Annotated in this window: 17 protein-coding genes; 3 read left to right on the top strand and 14 right to left on the bottom strand. The window is 39.8% G+C overall.

The annotated features are described in order from the left end of the window. Window positions 1–28 precede the first annotated feature (28 nt). The 3 genes from ACWICE_RS12520 to ACWICE_RS12510 form a co-directional block, all read right to left on the bottom strand. The gene (locus ACWICE_RS12520) at window positions 29–2,398 is read right to left on the bottom strand and encodes a PSD1 and planctomycete cytochrome C domain-containing protein (protein WP_454290997.1); all 2,370 of its coding nucleotides are present in this window, start codon (window positions 2,396–2,398) and stop codon (window positions 29–31) included. Between the two features lie 327 nt (window positions 2,399–2,725). Then, entirely contained in the window at window positions 2,726–3,166 is a 441-nt protein-coding gene (locus tag ACWICE_RS12515) for a c-type cytochrome (RefSeq protein WP_454290996.1), read from the bottom strand. Next, the gene (locus ACWICE_RS12510; protein WP_454298498.1) at window positions 3,163–5,343 is read right to left on the bottom strand and encodes an outer membrane protein assembly factor BamB family protein; all 2,181 of its coding nucleotides are present in this window, start codon (window positions 5,341–5,343) and stop codon (window positions 3,163–3,165) included. Before ACWICE_RS12510 ends, ACWICE_RS12515 begins: the two co-directional genes overlap by 4 nt. Before the next feature lie 316 nt (window positions 5,344–5,659). Here ACWICE_RS12510 and ACWICE_RS12505 point away from each other — a divergent pair, with 316 nt between their 5' ends. Then, the gene (locus ACWICE_RS12505; protein ID WP_454290994.1) at window positions 5,660–6,373 is read left to right on the top strand and encodes an NUDIX hydrolase; all 714 of its coding nucleotides are present in this window, start codon (window positions 5,660–5,662) and stop codon (window positions 6,371–6,373) included. 12 nt (window positions 6,374–6,385) lie between these two features. Here ACWICE_RS12505 and ACWICE_RS12500 read toward each other — a convergent pair whose 3' ends face one another. The 5 genes from ACWICE_RS12500 to ACWICE_RS12480 are packed head-to-tail and all read right to left on the bottom strand — an operon-like array spanning window position 6,386 to window position 13,940. Next, entirely contained in the window at window positions 6,386–8,338 is a 1,953-nt protein-coding gene (locus tag ACWICE_RS12500; protein WP_454290993.1) for a glycoside hydrolase family 97 catalytic domain-containing protein, read from the bottom strand. Between the two features lie 15 nt (window positions 8,339–8,353). After that, on the bottom strand, window positions 8,354–10,051 hold the full coding sequence (locus ACWICE_RS12495) for a sodium:solute symporter family transporter (RefSeq protein WP_185213029.1): 1,698 nt from the start codon (window positions 10,049–10,051) through the stop codon (window positions 8,354–8,356). 31 nt (window positions 10,052–10,082) lie between these two features. Further along, window positions 10,083–11,579 (bottom strand): L-arabinose isomerase, encoded by a 1,497-nt coding sequence (araA, locus tag ACWICE_RS12490; RefSeq protein WP_454290992.1) that lies wholly within the window; start codon window positions 11,577–11,579, stop codon window positions 10,083–10,085. 29 nt (window positions 11,580–11,608) lie between these two features. Further along, window positions 11,609–12,301, bottom strand: coding sequence for an L-ribulose-5-phosphate 4-epimerase (locus ACWICE_RS12485; protein ID WP_185213031.1), 693 nt, complete (start codon window positions 12,299–12,301; stop codon window positions 11,609–11,611). Next, window positions 12,294–13,940, bottom strand: coding sequence for a ribulokinase (locus ACWICE_RS12480; RefSeq protein WP_454290991.1), 1,647 nt, complete (start codon window positions 13,938–13,940; stop codon window positions 12,294–12,296). The genes ACWICE_RS12485 and ACWICE_RS12480 overlap by 8 nt, the downstream gene beginning before the upstream one ends. 360 nt (window positions 13,941–14,300) lie before the next feature. On the opposite strand from ACWICE_RS12480, the gene ACWICE_RS12475 reads away from it, so the two are divergent. After that, the gene (locus ACWICE_RS12475; protein ID WP_185213033.1) at window positions 14,301–14,462 is read left to right on the top strand and encodes a hypothetical protein; all 162 of its coding nucleotides are present in this window, start codon (window positions 14,301–14,303) and stop codon (window positions 14,460–14,462) included. Between the two features lie 76 nt (window positions 14,463–14,538). On the opposite strand, the gene ACWICE_RS12470 is transcribed toward ACWICE_RS12475, so the two are convergent. Both ACWICE_RS12470 and ACWICE_RS12465 read right to left on the bottom strand, forming a co-directional pair. Next, window positions 14,539–15,657, bottom strand: a complete 1,119-nt coding sequence (locus tag ACWICE_RS12470) for an acyltransferase family protein (protein WP_454290990.1) — start codon at window positions 15,655–15,657, stop codon at window positions 14,539–14,541. Between the two features lie 192 nt (window positions 15,658–15,849). Continuing rightward, window positions 15,850–18,156, bottom strand: a complete 2,307-nt coding sequence (locus tag ACWICE_RS12465; RefSeq protein ID WP_454290989.1) for a tetratricopeptide repeat protein — start codon at window positions 18,154–18,156, stop codon at window positions 15,850–15,852. A 243-nt stretch (window positions 18,157–18,399) separates the two neighbouring features. On the opposite strand from ACWICE_RS12465, the gene ACWICE_RS12460 reads away from it, so the two are divergent. Continuing rightward, window positions 18,400–18,780, top strand: coding sequence for a nuclear transport factor 2 family protein (locus ACWICE_RS12460; RefSeq protein WP_454290988.1), 381 nt, complete (start codon window positions 18,400–18,402; stop codon window positions 18,778–18,780). 51 nt (window positions 18,781–18,831) lie between these two features. On the opposite strand, the gene ACWICE_RS12455 is transcribed toward ACWICE_RS12460, so the two are convergent. The 4 genes from ACWICE_RS12455 to ACWICE_RS12440 form a co-directional block, all read right to left on the bottom strand. After that, window positions 18,832–19,815 carry an aldo/keto reductase gene (locus tag ACWICE_RS12455; RefSeq protein ID WP_454290987.1) on the bottom strand — a complete coding sequence of 328 codons (984 nt, stop codon included), beginning with the start codon at window positions 19,813–19,815 and terminating at the stop codon, window positions 18,832–18,834. Window positions 19,816–19,882: 67 nt separating this feature from the next. Continuing rightward, the gene (locus tag ACWICE_RS12450) at window positions 19,883–20,680 is read right to left on the bottom strand and encodes a M90 family metallopeptidase (protein ID WP_454290986.1); all 798 of its coding nucleotides are present in this window, start codon (window positions 20,678–20,680) and stop codon (window positions 19,883–19,885) included. Between the two features lie 134 nt (window positions 20,681–20,814). Beyond that, the gene (groL, locus tag ACWICE_RS12445; protein WP_185213039.1) at window positions 20,815–22,452 is read right to left on the bottom strand and encodes a chaperonin GroEL; all 1,638 of its coding nucleotides are present in this window, start codon (window positions 22,450–22,452) and stop codon (window positions 20,815–20,817) included. A gap of 95 nt (window positions 22,453–22,547) precedes the next feature. Further along, on the bottom strand, window positions 22,548–22,823 hold the full coding sequence (locus ACWICE_RS12440) for a co-chaperone GroES (protein ID WP_185213040.1): 276 nt from the start codon (window positions 22,821–22,823) through the stop codon (window positions 22,548–22,550). Window positions 22,824–22,995: the final 172 nt, after the last annotated feature.

Here is a 22,995-nt window from a genome sequence, read left to right as displayed (position 1 = left end):
GATTATCCATATTGTATTTCCCTAGACCCTATCCTTTATTCAGTGTTTCTTCCAGATTATAAATCGCATGCACCACCGACATCAATGCGGCTAATTTCTCTTTTGGAAGAGAGCTGTCCTGCGGTGCCTCACCCACATTTAAGAAGGAGGCAGCATCTTTTTTGTTTTGAGTAAACCGAGTAAGTTCATCTTGATAATAGGAACCTAACAACTCCAATTCTTTATCCGTGGGTTCTCGACAGAGTACCCGTTTAAAAACTTTATTGATATAGTCATTCTGTTTAAGATTTGGCTGATCGGCCATCAGGTTTGTCGAGTAGATCCTAGACGCCTCCAGTATAGCCGGATCGTTCATCATGACCAAGGCTTGCAATGGTGTATTGGTCCTTTGTCTTTGCACTTCACAGGCATCTCGGTTACTGGCATCAAAAATCAACATATTGGGAGGCGGCAGCGTCAATTTAAAGAAGACATACATTCCTCGACGGTATAAGTCCTGACCGTGATCCTGTACATATTGCGCCAAAGCTCCCCGCCCCGAACTACTGACTTCCCAAATTCCTTCGGGTTGATAAGGTTTGATACTGGGCCCACCTATTTTCCGGTTCAATAATCCGCTGGTCGCCAAGACTTGATCCCGAATCATCTGCGCCGGCAATCGCAACCTTTTCGCCCGAGCCAGGAAGATATTATCAGGATCTTTTTCTAAGTGTTTTTGTTCTATGACAGAAGACTGCTTATAGGTGGCCGTACTGACCAGTTGCTTGATAAGCCGTTTGATGTTCCATCCATTTTGCTGGAAGTCAACTGCCAACCAGTCCAGAAGTTCAGGGTGGCTAGGAAGGTCACCTTGATTGCCAAAATCAGCAACGGAAGCGACCAGGCCACGTCCGAAAATGAGTGCCCACATTTGGTTTACAAACACCCTAGAGGTCAATGGATTTTTATCGCTGAAGGTCCATTGGGCCAATCCCAATCTATTGGATGCGTACTTGGTGCTATCAAAAGGCAAAACAGCTTCAGGCGTCTGCGGATAGACACGTACAGTCGGGGCATCATAAACCCCTCTATCCAGAATAAAGGTAGGTCGGATGCTATCCCTTTCGCCCATGACCGATACCGTGACCTCTCCATCATCAGCATTTTGATTGATGAAACTCAGGATTCCCTTGATATCTTCTTGGGTTACGGTCAGCCTTGGGGTTTTTGATGGTCCTGAATTCACTAATCCTTCTAAACCTTTTTCCAAAGAATTATTGAAGAAGGCGTACATTCCATAATAGTTCTTTTGGGTAAAAGGATCATATTTATGGTCATGACACTGGGCACATTCCATGGTAATTCCTAAAATACCCTTTGCATAAGTATTGGTTTTGTCCAATCCATAGGCAACTCGGTATTCCTCCTCCACCACTCCACCTTCTTCGGTGATTTTATGGTTTCTATTGAATGCAGTAGCTAAAATCTGCTCTTTATTTGGATTGGGGAGTAAATCTCCAGCCAATTGCCAAGTGACAAACTGATTGTAGGGCATGTTTTCATTAAAAGCATGGATAACCCAATCCCGCCAAGGCCATTGTGTCCTGATATCATCATCTTGGTAGCCATAGGAGTCAGCGTAACGAGCGACATCCATCCAGTGCAAGGCCATCTGTTCACCAAATGCGGGACTTGCCATGAGTTCGTCCACTAATTTTTCATAGGCTTGGGGTGAATCGTCATTTAAGAAACGTTCCATGACTTTCTCATCAGGCGGCAATCCTGTTAAATCCAGGCTTACCCTGCGCAGGAGCCTATTTTTATCGGCTTCAGGATTAGGTTTGAACCCAGCTTTGGACATTTTGTCAAGAACAAAATTATCGATCTCATTATTCCCCCATTTAATTTTTTCCTGTTGGGGCACTTCAGGTTTTTTAGGTGCCGTAAAAGCCCAATGCGGTTTATAAACTGCTCCTTGTTCAATCCAACGTTCGATAAGGTCAATTTCAAAATTGCTCAAGGGCAGATTTGATGCAGTAGGAGGCATCTTTATAGAATCGTCATCCGATGTGATACGCAGAAAAGCTTCACTGATATGGGGCTTACCGGGAACCACAGCATGCTTATCAGGACTTTCAGCCAAAGCTTTGTAGGCCCCTTCTTCGGTATCCAATCTTAAGCCAGCTTCTCGGGTATTATTGTCCGGACCGTGGCAAGCAAAGCATTTATCAGAAAGTATCGGTTTTATATCATAGTTGTAGTCAACATATTTTGGCAGAACAAAGTTTCCGGCATCTGAACTTCCTGATTCAGTACCTGGACGGCACATGGGCAAGAGAAAGATCAGCAATCCAAACACTGAAAAAACAGCGGCAATGCTAAGTGATTTCTTTGAAACAGGATTTTTTCTACACATCATAATTTATGTTAAGTCAAATTATTACCAAAAACCATTAGCCCATTCTCTATTCCACTTCATTATGGAAAAAGATGTTCTATTGTCCGAATCAAACACAATCAAATGATTGCATATGATGATAGCTTTTGTTTTGGAGCCAAAGCTCCCGTTGAGGGTGTAGTATAAGGTTTAAGTCTCTTCTGAGCGACATGAATGATTTCCACATACTCAGAATCAACTGGTTATTGGATTTAAGTTAGTATTAATTTTTAATAAAAGGAAAGTTAAAATGGATTGAAGGAAAAATTCCGGTAATTATTACGTTACAAGCAGAAAGCTTGGAGATGGCTATTTGCTGCTTGATGGAGCGGAAAGTATATAAGTAACCATTGCTTCAGCATCTGGAACGGATACTTTAGGATGGGCTTTCATTGCTACATGTCCCCAAGCACCTGAGCCTCCATGTATAATCCGTTGGGCCAAGATCTTAATAAAAACCTGTTGCCGAGGATAACGAAGGTTAATGTCCTGAAAAGATGGCCCCAACACTTTTTTATTTTCCTTATGGCAGGTATAACAATCTGAATAGGACAGCAACACCTCCCCTTTTAGTACAGTGGTAGAATCTACCCTCTCATCTTCCCCAGCAATGGCACGAATGTATTGCGCACGCATATTGGTCGAATCAACAAGCTTTTCCCGCTTATTCTTTTCGATCCTTTCCTGACAAGAACAGCAAAGGATCGAAAAGACCAGAACATTGATGATATTTTTTATTGAACCGTTCATTTTTTATCAGGTAAAGCAAAGGCTACGTAAGCATCTCCTTTTTTTCCTCCCCATTTTGAACCCCCGCAGGCTATCACAACAAATTGCTTTCCATTGACCACATAGGTTGCAGGGGTAGCAACGCCGGGTGCAGGCAGCTCTGTTTCAAATAGAATTTTGCCGTTTGCTTTATTGATGGCCCTGAACTTCCCATCGGAACTTGCTGCAATAAACAACAGTCCTCCTGAGGTAATTACAGAGCCGCCATAGTTTTCTCTACCAGTTGTTGGAATTCCTTTTTTCTTCAATTCTTCAAACTCTCCGAACGGGATTTTCCAGACATACTCGCCTGTATTCAGATCGATGGCATTAAGGGTTCCCCAAGGTGGATTGACAGCTGGGTATCCTTCTTTGGTCAGAAACTTATTGTAACCAGTAAAGGAATAATCTGGACTATCATTTTCCTCGTTGGAAGAAGTGGCGAGCGTTTCAGGTTTGCCTGCATATAATTCCTCTTTTTTGCCATCCAATTCTAGGACTAGGGATGCGATTGCATTTTTTTCTGCCAAGCTCATATGATTAAAAGGAGGCATCATTCGTCTGCCTGTTGACAGTAGCTCATTAAACTTGATGAGGTTGTATTTTTTATTGACAGCAATCAGAGATGGGTAATCTCCTCCACCTAATCTTTCCGGTCCATGACAGGACATGCAATGTTTTTTGTAGAGGATAGCACCCGCTTCAAGGTTAGTTTTTTGGGCATTTGAGGTCTTTTCCAATTTGACCAGATTCAGCACCCAGGTCATTTCATTTGAATTGACATAGAGAATACCAGTTTCAGGATCGAAAGAAGGTCCGCCCCACTCGCCACCACCATCGTAACCAGGAAAGATCACCGTACCATTGATGGATGGCGGTGTGTAGATACCATGAGAATTATATTGTGCATATCTTTTCTTAATATCCTCGTAAGAGTCTGCTGAAACCAAGGAGTTGAGATCTTTTTCTGTCATCCCTTGTCTAGCAAACGGGGCTGGTTTTACAGGGAAAGGTTGAGTTGGGGAAAGCACCTCACCTTCAACAGCACCAAAAGTTGGTACAGGGCGCTCTTCTATGGGATAAATTGGGGTCCCCGTTTCACGGTCGAGAATAAAAACCAAACCTGTTTTGGTGGTTTGGACAAGAGCATCAATTTTTTGACCACCTTTATTTAGCGTGACCAAAATCGGGGCACTTGAAGGGTCCATGTCCCATACATCATGGTGCACGGTCTGGAAATGCCATTTTCTTTTTCCGGTTTCGGCATCCAATGCCAAAATACAGTTTCCAAACAAACCATCTCCCAAACGTTTGCCCCCATAGAAATCATTGGTTGGGTTTCCTATTCCCGCGAAAACCAAGCCTCGCTTTTCATCCAAACTAAAGCCAGACCAAGCATTTGCTGATCCTTTAGTTTTATAGGCCGTACTGTCTTCCCAAGTATCAAATCCAAATTCTCCGGGATGGGGAATGGTATGGAAAATCCATTTCTGTTCTCCTGTTTTGACATCAAAAGCACGTATATGGCCAGGTGTTTCCTCATCAACTTGTCCACTGACGATAAAGAGGTCTTTATAGACGATAACCGGGGAGGTGGGAGTCATATTGGATTTCTTTTCATAGCGCCCTAATCCTTTCCTCAGGTCGATTCCACCTTGATCGCCAAAGGATTTTATTAATGATCCTGAAAGTGCATCTACAGCATAGACAAATGGCCCTACGGTATAGATAATTCTTTTGTCTGTTGCACTTGACCAATAGGTTACCCCTCGATTCATATTCTCGCTATTACGGACCCATTTTCCTGTTATCAATGAGTCCCGTGGGTCAAAAACCCAGATTTGCTTACCTGTTCCAGCCTCAAGGGCAAATAGTTTCATCTTTGGAGAGACACCATATAGCACATTATCGACGATAATCGGATTCGTTTCGATAGGATTGAATTTTAGACTATCAGCACCTTCAGAATGATAAATCCATGCGACTTCTAAATCTTTCACATTTTGGGTATCGATTTGCTGGAGATCAGCATATTTAATGTTTTCCTTTGACCCTCCTGCAACCGTCCAACTTTTGTATTGTTTTCCTAAATCCTTGTATTCCCCGCTACAGCATACGAAGAGGAGGAGCAGTAGGATTCCAAATAAATAGGAAAACATATTTATAAAATGATTATTATTAGGTCTGCAATTCATGGGTACGGAGTAAGATTTAGGTTACCCTAAATTAATAAATAATTTAAAGGAAAATAGAAAAGAAAGCTGCTGACCTTAATTTAACCAATTATAACAGGATTTTAATACCTGAGCAGTAGAAAGGGCGTATTTTGAGCAAACAGGAAAGTTTTAAACATAAGCAAGAAAATACCACATCAATTGAATTTTAATAATTTTAATTAAATTTTGTATTTTGGCTATACAGCAATTTGGTTCACAAGACGAAAATGCCAAATTTAGATTAGTGGAAAAAAAGTATATGGAATTTTATAAGGATGAACCAAGCACGCTCCTGGCAGTAGATTGTATCATTTTTGGGTTTGATGGTGAATCTTTACAAATCCTATTGATCAAGAGAGGCTTTGAACCTGAAATCAACAATTGGAGTTTAATGGGTGGATTTGTACAGCCTGATGAGAGTCCTGATGAGGCTGCATCAAGGATTTTGTACAAGTTGACGGGATTGGAAGATGTATATATGGAACAATCTGCCGTTTTTGGAAAACCCAATCGAGAAAAACATGGCCGTGTGGTGAGTATTACCTACTTTGCATTAATAGATAGCAAGGAATACCAACATATCCTTTCTGAAGAATTCAAAGCGAAATGGTTCCCAATCAACGATTATCCAACCCTGATCTTTGACCATGTGGAAATGATCAATACTGCAAAACGGTTGTTGCGGAGCAAGGCAGCCCTATACCCTATCCTGTTTGAACTTTTACCTGAAAAATTCACCTTACCACAGATATCCAGCCTTTATGAGGCTGTTTATGATATCGTGATCGATAAAAGGAATTTCAACAGAAAGTTACTTTCATCAAACCTGTTGATTAAATTAAATGAAAAGGACAAGGAGAATTCTAAAAAAGGGGCTTTTTATTATGTGTTGAATAAGGATATCTATAAGGATCAGATCATGTCCTTCTTGCGGTACCTGCCAAGCTGGTCGGCGCAAGATATGGGGATATAGTGCTGATATCGTTTAATCTAATATCATCACAAACCCTCCATTAGGCCTGACCGTTATGGATTTTTGATCTTTTACATCAAAATTTTGTGTGCTAAATTCGGCAATGTTATTGCCATCCGTTATAAGTTTTGCTTTCCCCTTTGTTGCCAATCCCGAAAGGTTTATAGTCATTTTTTTCTCCATGTTTTCACCGTTTATTCCGGCCATATACCACTTATTTCCAGACTTCCTAGCAATCACGACTTCTTTGCCAGGATAACCCTGGATAAATTTGACATCGTCCCAATTTGAAGGCAGATCACGTAGGAACTGCTTAATATATTCTGGTACATGAGCCATACCTTCGGGAGATTCCGCATAATGCTGGATTCCGGACAAAAATAAAATAGAGGTTGCCAGTTCGAAAGCTGAGGTAGTTTTTCTCTTGACATTAGCATTCACTTTAAAGAGGTTCATAGGGGTATAATCCATTGGATCAAATACATTTCTGGTAAACGGCAATGTGGCACAAATCTCGGCTTGTCTATCGGCATCTTCCTGGGTAAATGTTACGGTCTCAAATCCCCGCACAGCCTCAACTGTCATCAGATGGGGATACATTTTTGACCATCCTCGTGGCAAAGTAGCACCATGGAAATTCACTAGAAGTTTATAGTCTGCGGCATCACGAAGGATTTCATGGTAGTATGCAATCACGGACTTACCATCGCCCCCAAAAAAATCAATTTTCACACCTTTGACCCCCATTTCCTGAAGTTTGGCAAACTCCTTTCTACGCGATTCCGAGGTTAACAGCTTGTTTTTAGGGGTATAGCCGACGGTATTCCAATCTCCTGCAGAATTATACCATAGGATCAAACTCACTTTCTTCTCTTTCGCATAATCGGCTAACTCTTGGATCTTTTCATAACCTATATTCCTATCCCAGTTTACATCGATCAAACAATATTGCCAATTCATGTCGGCAGCAAAATCTATATATTTCTTCTGCTCATCAAATATGATGTACTCGTCTTTGCTATTGATCCAACTCCAAGAAGCCTTTCCAGGCTTTATAAAGCTCTGGTCTATCTGTATGACTGGATCAAGGATATCCAGGCCCAAGGTTGATTCTACTAGGGTACCTAAAGTTCCTATAGCGATTACACGCCAAGGACTCTGGAAATCACCCTCCACTACAGTTTCCAATTCTTTATTCATGATAGTTTCCTTAATCCCTGCATAGGCTATCTTGTATTCTGCATTTTCAGATTCGGCATCCAACCTGCTGGCAGCATGATTTGCCTCCAAGCCAGATTCGGAGATTAGGGCATAGGTTTCTCCAACTTTAAATAATGCTGGATAAACCCAACCTGTACGGGTTGACTCAACTGTACCGACTTTAATTTCCTGATAATAATGTTCCTCATAAGAGGGATTTGTCTGTTCCCATCCAGACTTTGCAATGGCCATGGGCTGTAACCATGCAATGGTAGTCTTTGGAAACTTAAAGGAACTTGTTTCTGATTTCAGCAACCTTTTTTCATGATCTATCTGGGGGATTTCGTAACGAAATACCACACCATCATTGGAAACTTGAAAACGGATATTGAACTTATGTTTTTGTTTATTAATATAACTGAACAATTGCTCATTTGCTTGATACTTATTAATTCTTCTTTTGGCATTTAAGCTCTCATAAGATTTATTAACTGTATTTACTTTGGATCTATTGACCAGGGATAAACCAGAAGAAAATGATTCATCGCCTACCATCAATCCCAATTTCGAACTTTCCAGAACCACCACATCTTCAAATTTAACTGCATAGGAAGGTTCTCCCATTTCATTCAATTGTACATCGACCTTGATCTTTCCATTTGGGCTTTCGAGCTGTGCACGTGCTTGGCCAATACTTAATGCAACGATGAGCAGAAAGAATCCCTGCATGCAGAATTTGGAATTTGAGAATAAGGTCAAGATCATGATTCTATTAATTTATTACCAAAACTTAACATACAATGCTCCTACAAGGAGAATCGTAATAACCACCATAACTGTTACTGAAGGCTCCAGCTTGAACATTCTTCTGTCCAATTCTAAGCCTTTAGGATTAATTTTAGGTCCCAATAAACTGATGGAAACCATCACGATCATGGTAAACAAAAATGCAAGGCCCATACAGATCTGGAATGGGATTTCATAGTTGCCTTGTGCGTTAGGATATGCGGTATAAAGGAAGGTCTCATGGCCGAACCATGCCGGTGCGTAGTTGTTGAAAACGACCGACAGCACAAACCCGGTAATCAAACCTGCAATGGCTGCAGCGCCTGTTGTTCTCTTCCAGAACATGCCCAATAAGAACATGGCAAACACTCCTGGAGAGATAAAACCGGTATATTTCTGGATAAAGGTAAAACCACCGGCTCCGCCAATTCCCAATAGATCATCCCAGGTAAATAACAATGAAACTATGATGGACAGCACAATGGTAATCTTACCCACTCGAATCAATTTCTTCTCTGAGGCATTCTTATCCATGTATTTATTGTAAATATCCATGGTAAAGATGGTCGCTATACTATTTGCCTTTCCTGCTAAAGAAGCCACAATTGCTGCAGTGAGGGCAGCTAAGGAAAGCCCCTTCATGCCGTTTGGAAGGAATCCTAAGATTGCGGAGTAGGCATTATCAGGATTGAAATTTCCTCCTGGAGCCATTTCTTCTTGCAATGCACCGTTTTTATAGAGTACATAAGCAGCGATCCCTGGAAGCATGACGATGATAGGCATCAATAACTTTAAGAATCCGGCAAATAGGATACCTGTTCTAGCTGTCTTCAAATCGGCTCCTAAAGCACGCTGGGTGATATATTGGTTACACCCCCAATAATTTAAATTGACAATCCAGATTCCCGCAAGGTACATGCCTATGCCGGGAAGCATGAGGTATTTATTGATCTCTTCCTGCGTACTCTGTTCTGTAGGTTTATCCACTATCAGGTTAAAATGCTTGGGAGAATCCACCATCAATTGTTTAAAGCCTGCCAGCGCATCTTTCCCTAATCCGAAATGATCAGAAACGAGTGTCAATGCCACATAAGTGGTTGCCAAACCCCCAATAATCAAAACCACAACTTGTATTACATCCGTAAATCCAATAACCTTCATTCCCCCAAGGGTAATAATCACGGAAAATACCGCGAGGGCGAGCATGATAATATGGAAGTTCTCACCACCGCCTAAATTACTGATGGCCAATGCCCCTAAGTATAGAATGGAGGTCAGATTGACAAATACATAAAGGAACAACCAAAAAATGGCCATAATAAGGGCCGTTGTTTCGTTATACCGCTGCTTCAGGAACTGAGGCATGGTAAATATTTTGTTCTTGAGATAGACGGGAATAAACCAAACCGCAACGATAATCAGAGCTATGGCCGCAATCCATTCATAGGCGGCAACAGCGATACCTACAGTAAAGCCGTTACCACTCATTCCAATAAATTGCTCAGCAGAGATGTTGGAGGCAATCAAGCTGGCTCCAATCGCCCACCAGGTCAAGGATCCTTCTGCCAAGAAATAATCCTTACTGCTCTCACTTGCAGATTTCTGCCTTCTATAAATCCAATATCCATAACCTGAGACTACGATAAAGTAAATCAAGAATATGACGTAGTCAATTGTTGCGAATTTTTCCATGATTGTAGGGTTTATTATTGGTTATTGTTGCTTATTGAAGTTTGAAGAAAGCTTCACTCCATTTTAGGTTATTCTCAAAATCTTTGAGATTTGTGGATTCATCTATGACGATTAATTCTAATCCAGCGATTCTTGCAAAATCAGCTAAGTATTCGGTGGTTAAATTTTGGCTGTAAACAGTATGATGCGCCCCACCCGCATATATCCAGGCTGTACAGGCAGTTTTCATGTCTGGTTCTGGTTGCCAAAGTACCCTTGCTACAGGCAGCTTTGGAAGCTTTTCCTTGACTTCAACCCCTTTTACGGTATTCACCACTAATCTAAAACGGTCGCCCATATCCACTAAAGCAGCATTCAAGGCTTTTCCTCCTTTAGAGTTAAACACTAACCTTGCTGGATCGGATTTGCCACCGATCCCTAGCGGATGAACTTCTAACCTTGGTTTTTCTGCTGCTAAAGAAGAATCTACTTCTAACATATGGGAACCAAGAACCATTTCATTCTTAGGGTCGAAATGGTAAGTATAATCTTCCATAAATGCATTTGCACCCTCATAGCCTGTTGCCATTACCTTGCACGCTCTTACTATGGCTGGAGTTTTCCAATCTCCTTCACCAGCGAAGCCATATCCGTCCTGCATCAAACGCTGTACTGCCAAACCAGGCAATTGCAACATACCATGCAGGTCTTCAAAAGTATCGGTGAAACCTTTATAATTTCCCTTTTCCAAGAATGATCTTAAGCCAAGTTCAATTCTTGCAGCTTCAACAACTTGTTTTCTGTTTTTACCGTTTTCTAGGACATCCTCTGCAAGTACATAGGCTTGTTCGTATTCCTTCACAAGCTTATTTACCGCAGCTTCCGAAACCTGATCTATTTCAGCGACCAAATCTCCGATTCCATGGGTATTTACAGAGAAGCCGAATTTAATCTCTGCTTCAACCTTATCACCTTCAGTTACTGCTACATATCGCATATTATCTCCAAAACGAACAAATTTAGCTCCTTGCCAATCATGCCATGCTGCAGCTGCCCTGCACCAGACATTGATCTGCGAAATGACTTCTTCATCCTGCCAATGGCCTGTCACGACCTTTCTTCCGATTCGCATTCTTGACACAATAAATCCAAATTCCCGGTCGCCATGTGCACTTTGATTTAGGTTCATAAAGTCCATGTCTATGGCATCCCAAGGGATATCTCGGTTAAATTGGGTATGTAGATGCAAAAGTGGTTTTTGCATGGCCTGCAGGCCTCTTATCCACATTTTGGCAGGAGAAAACGTATGCATCCAGGTAATCAGCCCAATACAGTTTTCAGCTGCATTTGCTGCTGAAATTGTAGCGAATATTTCTTCTGAATTTCTGACGATAGGCTTGAAAATTACTTTTACTGGTATATTGGAATGATCATTAAAGTAGGCTGAGATTTCCTTAGAGTGATCTGCGGCTTGTTTTAATGTTTCTTCTCCGTACAGATCTTGACTTCCAGTGATGAACCAAACTTCTAAGTTTTTTAAGGTAGGCATGTATTTATTTTTTGAGGTTTATTGATGATTTATTGTCCATAGTAAGCATCTTTACCATGCTTTCTTTCATAGTGCTTGTTGATTAAGGAATCCTTCATTCGATGTACATCAGGGTTAATCTGTTCGGTCAGGAAGGCCATCTTTGCCACATACTCCAATACGGCTGCATTGTAAACTGCCTTTTTACCGTCCTTTCCCCAACAAAAAGGGGCATGGTTGCCAACCAACATCATTTCAACTTCCTTATAATCTAAATGGCTGTCCCTAAAATGATCGATAATCTGATATCCTGTTTGATATTCATAATTCCCTTTGATCATCTCGTCCTGCATTGGAGGAGCACATGGGATGTCCTTGGTCAGATGGTCTGCATGGGTTGTACCATAGATAGGGATATCTCTGTTGCTCTGTGCCCAAGCCGTTCCATAGGTGGAATGCGTGTGGACAATGGCCCCTATCTCTTCCCATTCTTTATATAGGACTGCATGGGTTTTCGTATCGGAAGAAGGCCTCAGATTGCCTTCGATAATGTTCGAATCAAAGTCTACTATTACCATATCGGATGGTTTTAGGTCTTCATATGGCACCCCACTTGGTTTGATCGCAAAAACCTTATTTTCCCGGTCTACGACACTAACATTTCCAAATGTAAATAGAACTAAGCCTAGCTTGGGTAATTCCATGTTGGCATCGTATGCTTCTTGTTTAATTCTGTTATACATGGTAAAGGTTATTTTCTAGTAAATCAGATAATTGGCTGTATTTCTTGTATCGTTCGGCATAGATTGGAGCAAGTTCTGGATTAGGCTGGTATTCCACATCGAACCCTTGTCCCATTTTTTCCATCGCCTCTCCAACTGTTTCATAAATACCGCCTACAACTGCTGCAAACATGGCAGCTCCCAATGCACAGGTTTGCTCAGATTTGTGGACTTTAATAGGCATATTGATGATATCAGCCATCATTTGCATCACAAAAGGAGATTTTTTCGCCACTCCCCCTAAAGCAATAATCCCCTTAACAGGAATTTGCTGATCAATAAAGCATTCCACAATTTTCTTAGCTCCAAAACAGGTCGACTCTACGACAGCACGGAACAATAAGATTACATCAGTTGATAGGTTCAGATCAAAAAAAGCTGATTTTAGGTTTTGATTCGCATATGGTGTTCTTCTGCCATTCAGCCAATCAATTGCCATTGGCTGGGAAAGCTTGGGCTTAATAGCACTTGCTTTCTCACTCAGCATAGGGATGATCTTTTTTTCAGCTTGCATAACCTGTTCATGATCCTTGCCCAGTAATTCTATCAATGGCCACATCAAAAGATCCTTAAACCAGGCATAAGCGTCACCAAATGCTGATTGTCCAGCCTCAAGGCCTGTCATTTTAGGAATAACAGAACCATTAACCTGTCCACAAATGCCTTCTACAGTAAAATCGAGCTCGCCAGGGACAACCAAGATATCACAGGTCGAAGTTCCCATTACCTTACTTAGGAAATAGGGTTCTATTTCTCCACCTACGGCCCCCATATGGCAATCAAAAGCGCCTGCTCCAACACTGACATTGGTACTCAAACCTAGCTTTTCCGCCCATTCTGCCGATAGTTTCCCAACTGACTCTGATGAACAATAGGTTCCTGTTCCTAACTTCTCGACATGTCCTTTGAGAAGTGGGTCTAATCCCTCGAAAAACTCACTTGGCGGATACCCTTGATATTCCTCTGCCCATAAACCCTTATGACCTGCTGCACAGACTCCACGCTTAACCTCATCCGCTGAATTTCCTCCGGTCAACAAAAAAGGCACCCAATCACAATGTTCTATCCATGTATATGCTTGGTCACGAATTCTTTCATCAACACGGGAAATATGCAATATTTTGGACCAGAACCATTCCGAAGAATAAACGCCACCAACATATTTTAGGTAGTTATTATCATACTTTTCTGCATGTGTATTTATTTCTTTTGCCTCTGCAACTGCGGTATGGTCTTTCCAAAGGATAAACATTGCATTAGGATTGTCAGCAAATTCCGGCAATAAGGAAAGTGGAACTCCCTCTTTATTGATGGCAATCGGAGTGGAACCCGTGGTATCAACTGAAATAGCAACTACTTGAGAAGCCCGCTCAGGCCCCGCCAGTTCTAAACATCTCTTTATCGTGGCGGTAATCCCCTCGATATAATCTAAGGGATGTTGTCGAAACTGATTCTTTTCAGCATCATTGTAAAGACCTTTGGCCCATCGCGGATAGTAAAACACATCGGAAGATACTTCCTCCCCATTATTAGCATTTACCAAAATAGAGCGTACGGAATCTGTACCAAAATCTATCCCTATGACATAATTTCCTCGCATTTTGTAATTCTGTTGGTGTTGTATTTGATAGTTTATAATTGTTCAAACCAGAGTGTTGAATCATGAAATTTTTACATTTCATAATGCAATATATTAAAAATATTTAATTAACGTCATTTTAACACTTATTTATTCAAAATATATTTTATCGCTAGGGAGTTTTTTCAAATTCTTAATTATTTAATTATTCGAGAGATAAAATAGCGCTTCATTAGTGTAGACCATACACTACAATTAAAACTTAATAGCTAGAATAAACCTTGAAGAAAGTCCAATAGCATTAAATTTGTACTCTCTACAATAGTCACCCAACTATTTGTTAGTGATAATAGAACACACACAGCTATTAAAAGAATAAAAATGAAAAAGGAATATAAGCAACCTAAGATTGAGGTTACTTTAATATATACTGAAGAAGGTATTGCGGCAGGATCAGCAAAAGTTTATCCAATGAATCAAAATGGATTTATGGAAGACCAATGGATCCAAGAAGATGATGACAATCGTAATATTGATTGGTAATCTCAGCTCAAGGAAAAGAATTGAATTCGATAGGAAGCGACATTGGTATGTCGCTTTTTTTATTTTCTAATATTTGCTACCCTAGCTTAAAAAGCTTGTTTGGTTTATTTGAAACGATTCGTTGATAACTTGGAACTCTTCCACCTAATAGGAAAACAAAAACTTTAGGTATCATTTTCATCAACACAAAGTAGATGAAGCTACAAATGGCAACACATAAAATCGGAATGATCAAGTAGGCATAAAACCGGTCCCAGCCTTCCATAAATAAATGATGATTGAAAAAAAATCCTTTCAACCATTCTATGATATAAATTTCATGGAACACATAAATAAAAAAGGAAAGTGAGCTGAAGCCAGTCAATTTGTTCATGACCTCATAATTATCATTGAGATAGGCGAATAAATTGAACATGGAAATAACGCCGGCTAAAATAAACACTCTCAAAAAATATTCATGATAATCAGTCCCACTGGCCTTTAAGGAAAGATAAAGGAAAAGAAATGTCAAACCCATTGCTGGATATTTAACCTTGTCAAATAGCTTGAGCATATCTCTTTTTTCCAAAGAAAAGTAGGCTCCTAAACTAAAGAAAAATATAGCGGTCATGCTAAATCCAGGAATAGGGATCTCAATAAAAGCTAAATACAGAATGGCCAGGCTCATAATTCCATAAGCCCTGAAATACTTAATAAAATAAACTATCAGCGGGGAAATCAATACCATAACAATCAGATCTCGCAGGTACCATAATGGAAAATTTATCGGCACCTCCCAGAGATTATGGTAGAAACCAGCATTCATAAGAATCCCAAAATCATCATCAACGGGTTTACCTAACTTGATGAAAATAAAATTCTTAGAGAAAATCGCGATTCCAGTAATGATATTCCAAATAATATAAGGACTAATTATCGTCCTAAACCTGCTTCTAAACTGCTTTTTATAGAAAGGAAGAACATTTCCTGAAAAGCTTTTGAAAAAGTAAAAGCCAGAAACCAGAAAATAGCATCTAACCGAAAACTTAGCAATATGATGGGAAAACATTTCCGAAACCAAGACATAAGTGTCATTGGCGGAAATATTGAACTTTATGGTAGGATATGCAAAAGGCGCCAAATGAGCAATAACCACCAGAAAGATCAAGGGCATTCTCATTGTGTCGATAACTTTCGACAGCTTTTCACTATTCATATTGAATAATTAACAATGTACAGTAAAAGAAAAAATCTTTAATAGTTAAATTTGGCGTATTAATAAGGGCGCATAAAGGATAAACCCCTCTGTGTGATTTTAATTCATTCCAAAAGTAATGCAATATTACACATAAAAACATGTCGCGTAATAGATCATTACCGAAAAAACATAGTGAATTATGGCAGGTTACTAAAATCCTAATTTGGATAACAAGCCCGGTTTTTTCCAAGTTTGTTTAAAATGCTCTGCAATGGCATCATGATCATCATATGATAAAATATAATCTAATATTTTATGGGCTTCCTTGAGATATCCTTGTTGATAATTTACATGGGCTTTAGCCAATAGAACCTCCTCAGAAAGACTATCATAGGCCCACTGTTCCACCTTATAGATCTCTTGAAAACGATCGACCAATATATTCACTTGGCCAAGGTCATTTTGTTTGTCATATAACTTGATACCATAACTCAGCCATATCACATATTCATTGCATTCCATAGCTTCTAGGCAAAAGCCATCATAATCACTGAACATCGCCGCACCTTCCCTATATTGCCCAACTAGATAATGACTTTTGACAATCAAATAGATGGTTTTCGCCTTATCAAAGTCATTCAACAGAAAGGATTGTTTATTCTCCAGATAAAGTCTTGCCGATTTATTCACATGCTCATAATCCTCAAGTTCGTTATATGCCTGCATCAAATTATATTGGGGATTCGCTTCATCGGGATACTTCTCAGCGATTGCTAAATAGTAGTCTCGCCTCTCTGATGCAGATTTATGTTCAAATTCATGGTACAAAATAGATTCAACGGTATTTTTGGCAGCTTCAAAATCCCTGAAATCAAAATCAGAAATATCTGGGTTCTCCAAATAATGCTCGTAAATCTGGAACAGGAGTTCCTCTGCCTCAGCTTTAATATCTGAGGACATTTCCAATTTATGGTTTACAATCACCCAGTCCGCTTTATGCTGTAAGTGCCTATAATACGATGCACTTTGCTCATCGTAAATACTGAAGTAATTTTCCAGGGCTTTCTGGGCTTTGGGATAATCTTCTTGTTTCAAAAGGGCATCAATAAGGGTGTGATTTAATTCTGGGAACTCAGAATGTTTCAACCCTTCCTCTGCCACCGAAACAGCCGCAGGATAGTTGCCTAATGCAGTATAGACGATTGCCAGGTTGTTACAGCACATTGCCCAGCAATGCTCATCACCATAAAAGTCACTTTCGAAGGCAAAATCTTCAAAATACTTTCTAAATGTATCAAAGGACTGCTGGTAAAGTTTTACATCCAATACTCTCAAGCCTTCCTTAATTGCATCTTCAGCCATATTTTTCAGAAAGTCATCCAAATTAACCCCTTCGTTATAGATATCCCTTGGTAAACTTGCAAACATCGGAACTTCCTGTTCAACCAAGCCCGTGGACAACAATTGAGACTCTACCATCCTCCTCCAAGTGGTCACATCAGGATGAATACTCACCCCTTTCTTCAAAATAGAATAGGCATCATCAAAATTGCCCATCTCATATAAATAAGTGCCTACGAAATGATTTGCAGCAAAGTTATTCGGATATTTCCCTAAGAGTTCCAATCCATGTTGATAGTAATAGTCCTCAGGAACACCCAATGGCTCATAATAGTTTCTTTCAATAATTAACTGATAATAGAAAACATCCGGATTGTTATAACCCAGTTCAATTTGCTCCTTAAATCGTTGATGCCATTTCACAAAGCCTTCGAGAACCTCAGGTTCATGGTTGTCTCCTTTTATCAACTTCAACAATACTTTTAAAGCAACGTCCAAGCCATTGCCTTGGAAAGCAATCTCTGCTAAATCTAAATATTCAAGATCCTGAGGACTAACAAAGTGAAAAATTCCCTTATCAATCATTTCCAGCAATTCAACTTTCTCTGTTACCCCATCCCTGTCCAAAAGATAAACCTTCTTTATCCAGCAGATCGAGATATTGCGATCCTTTAACTCCCGGAAATCTGCAAACTCGATCTCGAAGAAAGCAATTGCCTCATTTAATGACTTCAGTAGAGCATCATCTTCTTTTAAGATCTCATATATCTTGATTTCAAATTCAAATCCGAAAACTTTGTTGAGAGGGTCCTGCTTGAGTTTTTCGGCATATCCAAGCAGTTCAGCTTTATTACTCTGGGTGAGGTCTACATTGGGTCTAGCAATTTGCTCCAGCACATATTGATTGCCTAGTTGATAATTTAATAGATTATATAAAACCTTTGGATTGTTAGGTTCATAGTTCAATACACGCTTGAGGTATGGGATTACCTGCTTTTTTATAACCTTATATGCTTGTTCAGGCCCCGCTTCTAAAGCTAAATCATGATGGGCAATCGACATCAGGTAAAGAACATCCGTATCCTTGGGATTATCTAATAAAAATTCTTCCCCCTTTTCTATACACAACTCCAGTTCCCCAGCATAAAACAACTGCTCTAATTCTTCGTAACTCATCTATTAAATTTTAATGCTAAAAGCATGTTAAGCTTAAATCAAATTTGATTCCTAAAGCAAAATACGAAAGTTAAGCCTCATTTATTATAGCTATTTTCCAAGTTTTTAAAGGTTAACATATTCATAATATACCTCTTTTTTCAACTAACTGAAAGCCAATTCAATAAAAACGAGCCTAAAAATGGGCGATATTAAAAGAGAATTCTCTTATCTTTAATTCGATCACTAAATCGAACTTACAACATGAATAGCAGGGAAGAAATAATCAAGAACTATATTAACGGCTATAATAGTTTCAACACAGAAATGATGTCTAGAGATTTAGATGAAAACCTTCTGTTCGAAAATATATCCAATGGAAATGTAACTGATTCACTTGTGGGGAAACAAGAATTTATGAATCAGGCAGAACAGGCAAAGTCCTTTTTCTCTGAGCGGCATCAAAAGATCACCGCAATGGAACACTTCGAAAACTATTCTGAAATCACTATTGAGTACTCCGCTAAACTTTCTAAAGATCTTTCACCAGAATTGAATATTGGAGACAGCATCAAACTCGACGGAAAATCAATCTTTGAATTCAGCCCAGAAAATAAGATCATTGTGTTAAAGGATATCAGTTAAATTGAACGTTATTAATCTTCTTAATAACGTTCAATATTATTCTTTTTAAGATTAAAAGGCATCAACTACCGCATTCATGAAATCCAATTCCTCTTGGGTTAGATTGAAATCCATGGCCTTCGCATTTTGAACAGACTGCTGGGCATTTCTAGCGCCAGCCAAGGCGATCGTAATACCAGGACGTTCAACGGTCCAGCGGAGGACTAATTGCGCCAAAGTAACCCCCTTATCATCTGCCAGTGGCTTTATCCGCTCCAACAAGATGTTGGTCTTCTCAATAAAATCAGGCTGGAAGTGCGGATGTTTGGCTCTATGGTCGCCCTCCTGGAACTGATGACCAACATGGATCTTACCGGTCAAAAGACCTCTTTCCAATGGACTATAGGCTAGTACAGCTTTATTATGCTTAATACAGTATGGAATGGTCTCTTCCTCCACTGCCCTGTTCACCATGCTAAAAGGGATCTGGTTAGAAACCAATGGCAAGGTCTTCTCAGCTTCAGCCATCAATTGGGCGTTATAGTTACAAACCCCAGCATATCTGATTTTTCCCTGTTCGATCAATTGGGCAACTGCTTCAAAGGTTTCATCCAAAGGGGTCGTTGAATCTGGCCAATGGATCTGATAGAGATCGATATAATCTGTCCCAAGCCTTTTTAGACTCTGTTCACATTCATAAATAATACTATCCTTTCCAGCATATTTATAGATTTCAATATCTTCACCATTGTTTTTCTTACTGTGAAAGGCGAAATCGCCTTCCGCTAAATCCCAGCGCATCCCAAACTTAGTCAGGATTTGGGTTTTATCCCTAGGGATATCCTTCAGGGCATCTCCAACAATCTCTTCGCTGGTTCCTTGTCCATAAATAGGAGCTGTATCAATAGTGGTCACACCCACCTCGTAAGCCGCGACTATAGCCTCAATGGCTTCTTTACGATCGGTCGACCCCCACATCCATCCACCTGCTGCCCAAGCCCCAAATGTAATTACCGAAGCATTGATCTCACTGTCTCCTATATACCTGTATTCCATAATATTTTAATTTTTTGTTTTGACCTATTCAATTAAACAACAGCACATTAATTAAAAATGTTTAGTATTATTCTTCTTTATTTCCATTGTATATTTCATTCAGCATGGAATATAGTTCCGGATGATCTGATTTCAACATTTTTGGTTTCTGAAAGAAATATTCCGAAACGACTGCCAAGAATTCTGCTGGATTTGTAGCAGCATAATCTCTAATATCTGACTTGTCTCTTCTGATGGCTGAAATGGTAGCTTGCATCTCCTCCAACCAAGGATGGATCAAACTTTTGGGGATCAAATATTCCGGAATTCCATCCACCTCCCCATCTGCCTTATCAATAAGGTGGACAAATTCATGGATAGCAGTATTGCTTTCCCCGTTTTGATTGAATCCGGCCATCAATGCAGAAAGCGACAGGATCATCTTTCTGTGCATGGCACCATCTCCCACCATCCCAAGGATATTTCTTTTTTCATCTTCAATATCATACTTTTCACTGAAAGTTCCTGGATAGACAAGGACTTCATCTAAGTTTTCATAAGACCAATTTTCAAAATGAAAGAGGGGAATGGTGGCACTGGCAGCTATCAGAATCCTATGTTCATCATTGATCACTGCACCTTTTTCCGGAGAAATCTTTGTGGTAGCCAAAAAATAGGAAACCCTCTTGATGAATTTACCCTGTTCAGTTTCCTTCAATTGCTTGAAGAAGTTCACTTTTTCTCGAAGCACATTTTCTATTTCACTTTCGTCTGGAATCACCTTGTTGACCACCTTTTTATTGCCCACTTTTTTCCAGATGTAGACTGCCAGTCCAATACCAATTGAAAAGACGATAAGAAGGGCAATGATATTATGAGTTTCCATATATATTTAATTGAGCTAGCACAAATTCTAATACACAAATAATGATGCGTTGAAGTCGGTAATAAACGTTTGCGGGCAAACAAAAAAGAGCTTCCCAATTGGATAGCTCTTTTGTATCTATTAAGGGATGATGATTACATCATTCCACCCATGCCACCGCCCATTGGAGGACCGCCAGCACCTACTGGGTTGTCTTCTGGTTCATCAGCAAGTACACACTCTGTAGTCAATAACATGGAAGCTACTGAAGCAGCATTCTCTAACGCTACACGTGATACTTTAGTAGGATCGATAACTCCAGCAGAAATCAAGTTCTCAAACTTGTCTGTACGAGCATTGTATCCATAATCTGCTGTTCCTTCTTTAACTTTTTGAACGATTACTGCACCTTCAATACCTGCGTTTGCACAGATTTGACGTAATGGCTCTTCAATAGCACGTTTGATGATATCGATACCGATTTGCTCATCTTCGTTTTCGCCTTTTAAGTTAACCAAAGCTTCTGTTGAACGGATGAAAGCAACACCACCACCAGCAACAATACCTTCTTCTACTGCAGCACGAGTAGCGTGAAGAGCATCATCAACGCGGTCTTTTTTCTCTTTCATCTCTACTTCCGAAGCAGCACCAACGTAAAGAACAGCAACACCACCTGACAATTTAGCCAAACGCTCTTGCAATTTCTCACGATCGTAGTCAGAAGTTGTAGTTTCAATTTGTGAACGGATTTGAGCAACACGTGCCTTAATGTCCTCCACGTTTCCAGCACCGTTAATGATAGTTGTGTTATCTTTGTCAACAACAACTTTCTCTGCTTGTCCTAAATAAGATAATTCAGCATTTTCTAATTTGAAACCTCTCTCTTCAGAAATTACTGTACCTCCAGTTAAGATAGCGATATCTTCCAACATTGCTTTACGACGGTCACCGAATCCAGGAGCTTTAACAGCAGCAACTTTCAGTGATCCACGGATTTTGTTAACTACCAAAGTAGCTAAAGCTTCTCCGTCTAAATCTTCTGCAATGATCAATAAAGGTTTTCCAGTTTGAACTTGTTTTTCCAAGATTGGCAACAATTCTTTCATGTTGCTGATTTTCTTGTCATAGATCAAAATGTAAGGGCTTTCTAATTCCGCTTCCATTTTATCCGAGTTAGTTACGAAATATGGAGATAAGTATCCTCTGTCAAATTGCATACCTTCCACAGTTTTCACTTCAGTTTCAGTACCTTTTGCTTCTTCAACAGTGATTACTCCGTCGTTTCCAACTTTTTCCATTGCTTCAGCGATCAATGAACCGATAACTTCGTCATTGTTTGCAGAAATCGAAGCAACTTGTTTGATTTTATTGTTGTCAGCACCTACTACTTGTGATTGAGATCTTAGGTTCTCTACTACAGCAGCAACAGCTTTGTCAATACCACGTTTTAAATCCATTGGATTTGCACCAGCAGCTACCGACTTAATACCTGGAGCTACGATTGCTTGAGCTAAAACAGTAGCAGTAGTTGTTCCGTCACCCGCTTGGTCAGCAGTCTTAGATGCAACTTCCTTAACCATTTGTGCGCCCATGTTTTCCAGAGCATCTTTCAATTCGATTTCTTTTGCAACTGAAACACCATCTTTAGTGATTGCTGGAGAACCAAATTTTTTCTCAATGATTACGTTACGACCTTTTGGACCTAAGGTAACTTTTACTGCGTTTGCAAGTGTGTCAACACCTTTTTTCAGGGCGTCGCGCGCTTCTACATTATATTTTACTTGTTTTGCCATTGTTATATGAAATTGAATCTTAGGTATTAGGTTTTTTCAATAGATCTCAAACCCAAAACCTACTGTGTTTTAATTTTTTATCGTTGATTTTTTAATTACAGAACTGCGTAGATATCAGCTTCGCGCATAATTAAATATTCTTTTCCTTCATAGGTAATCTCTGTACCTGAGTATTTGCCGTACAACACTTTGTCACCTACTTTTACAGTCAATGGTTCTTCAGGTTTACCAGCACCAACAGCTACAACTGTTCCTTGGGATGGTTTTTCTTTCGCTGTGTCAGGAATATAGATACCTGATGCTGTTTTTTCTTCTGCTGGAGCAGGCTCAACTACTATTCTGTCTCCGATAGGTTTAATACTTAATGCCATAATTGTATATCAATTTTATTTTTTTCGATTACGTAACTCAAAAGCATCACTAACTATGCCAATTGAAATTAAGCAAAATATTTTGCCATTTTTGCATTAACTGTCATTTTTCATGACAGTTAACCATCATCTTAATGTCATCATGACACCAATTCCGTATCCCTCCCAAAAC

It is taken from the genome of Sphingobacterium sp. NPDC055346 (assembly GCF_053645235.1).
Note: the sequence above shows the minus strand (reverse complement) of the source record. Positions and strands in the feature narration are given on the sequence as shown.

What these genes read in the sequence shown, in the direction of transcription:
- ACWICE_RS12520 (WP_454290997.1), bottom strand. Translation starts at nt 2,398, where the DNA reads ATGATGTGTAGAAAAAATCCTGTTTCAAAGAAATCACTTAGCATTGCC.
- ACWICE_RS12515 (WP_454290996.1), bottom strand. Translation starts at nt 3,166, where the DNA reads ATGAACGGTTCAATAAAAAATATCATCAATGTTCTGGTCTTTTCGATC.
- ACWICE_RS12510 (WP_454298498.1), bottom strand. Translation starts at nt 5,343, where the DNA reads ATGTTTTCCTATTTATTTGGAATCCTACTGCTCCTCCTCTTCGTATGC.
- ACWICE_RS12505 (WP_454290994.1), top strand. Translation starts at nt 5,660, where the DNA reads ATGGAATTTTATAAGGATGAACCAAGCACGCTCCTGGCAGTAGATTGT.
- ACWICE_RS12500 (WP_454290993.1), bottom strand. Translation starts at nt 8,338, where the DNA reads ATGATCTTGACCTTATTCTCAAATTCCAAATTCTGCATGCAGGGATTC.
- ACWICE_RS12495 (WP_185213029.1), bottom strand. Translation starts at nt 10,051, where the DNA reads ATGGAAAAATTCGCAACAATTGACTACGTCATATTCTTGATTTACTTT.
- araA (WP_454290992.1), bottom strand. Translation starts at nt 11,579, where the DNA reads ATGCCTACCTTAAAAAACTTAGAAGTTTGGTTCATCACTGGAAGTCAA.
- ACWICE_RS12485 (WP_185213031.1), bottom strand. Translation starts at nt 12,301, where the DNA reads ATGTATAACAGAATTAAACAAGAAGCATACGATGCCAACATGGAATTA.
- ACWICE_RS12480 (WP_454290991.1), bottom strand. Translation starts at nt 13,940, where the DNA reads ATGCGAGGAAATTATGTCATAGGGATAGATTTTGGTACAGATTCCGTA.
- ACWICE_RS12475 (WP_185213033.1), top strand. Translation starts at nt 14,301, where the DNA reads ATGAAAAAGGAATATAAGCAACCTAAGATTGAGGTTACTTTAATATAT.
- ACWICE_RS12470 (WP_454290990.1), bottom strand. Translation starts at nt 15,657, where the DNA reads ATGAATAGTGAAAAGCTGTCGAAAGTTATCGACACAATGAGAATGCCC.
- ACWICE_RS12465 (WP_454290989.1), bottom strand. Translation starts at nt 18,156, where the DNA reads ATGAGTTACGAAGAATTAGAGCAGTTGTTTTATGCTGGGGAACTGGAG.
- ACWICE_RS12460 (WP_454290988.1), top strand. Translation starts at nt 18,400, where the DNA reads ATGAATAGCAGGGAAGAAATAATCAAGAACTATATTAACGGCTATAAT.
- ACWICE_RS12455 (WP_454290987.1), bottom strand. Translation starts at nt 19,815, where the DNA reads ATGGAATACAGGTATATAGGAGACAGTGAGATCAATGCTTCGGTAATT.
- ACWICE_RS12450 (WP_454290986.1), bottom strand. Translation starts at nt 20,680, where the DNA reads ATGGAAACTCATAATATCATTGCCCTTCTTATCGTCTTTTCAATTGGT.
- groL (WP_185213039.1), bottom strand. Translation starts at nt 22,452, where the DNA reads ATGGCAAAACAAGTAAAATATAATGTAGAAGCGCGCGACGCCCTGAAA.
- ACWICE_RS12440 (WP_185213040.1), bottom strand. Translation starts at nt 22,823, where the DNA reads ATGGCATTAAGTATTAAACCTATCGGAGACAGAATAGTAGTTGAGCCT.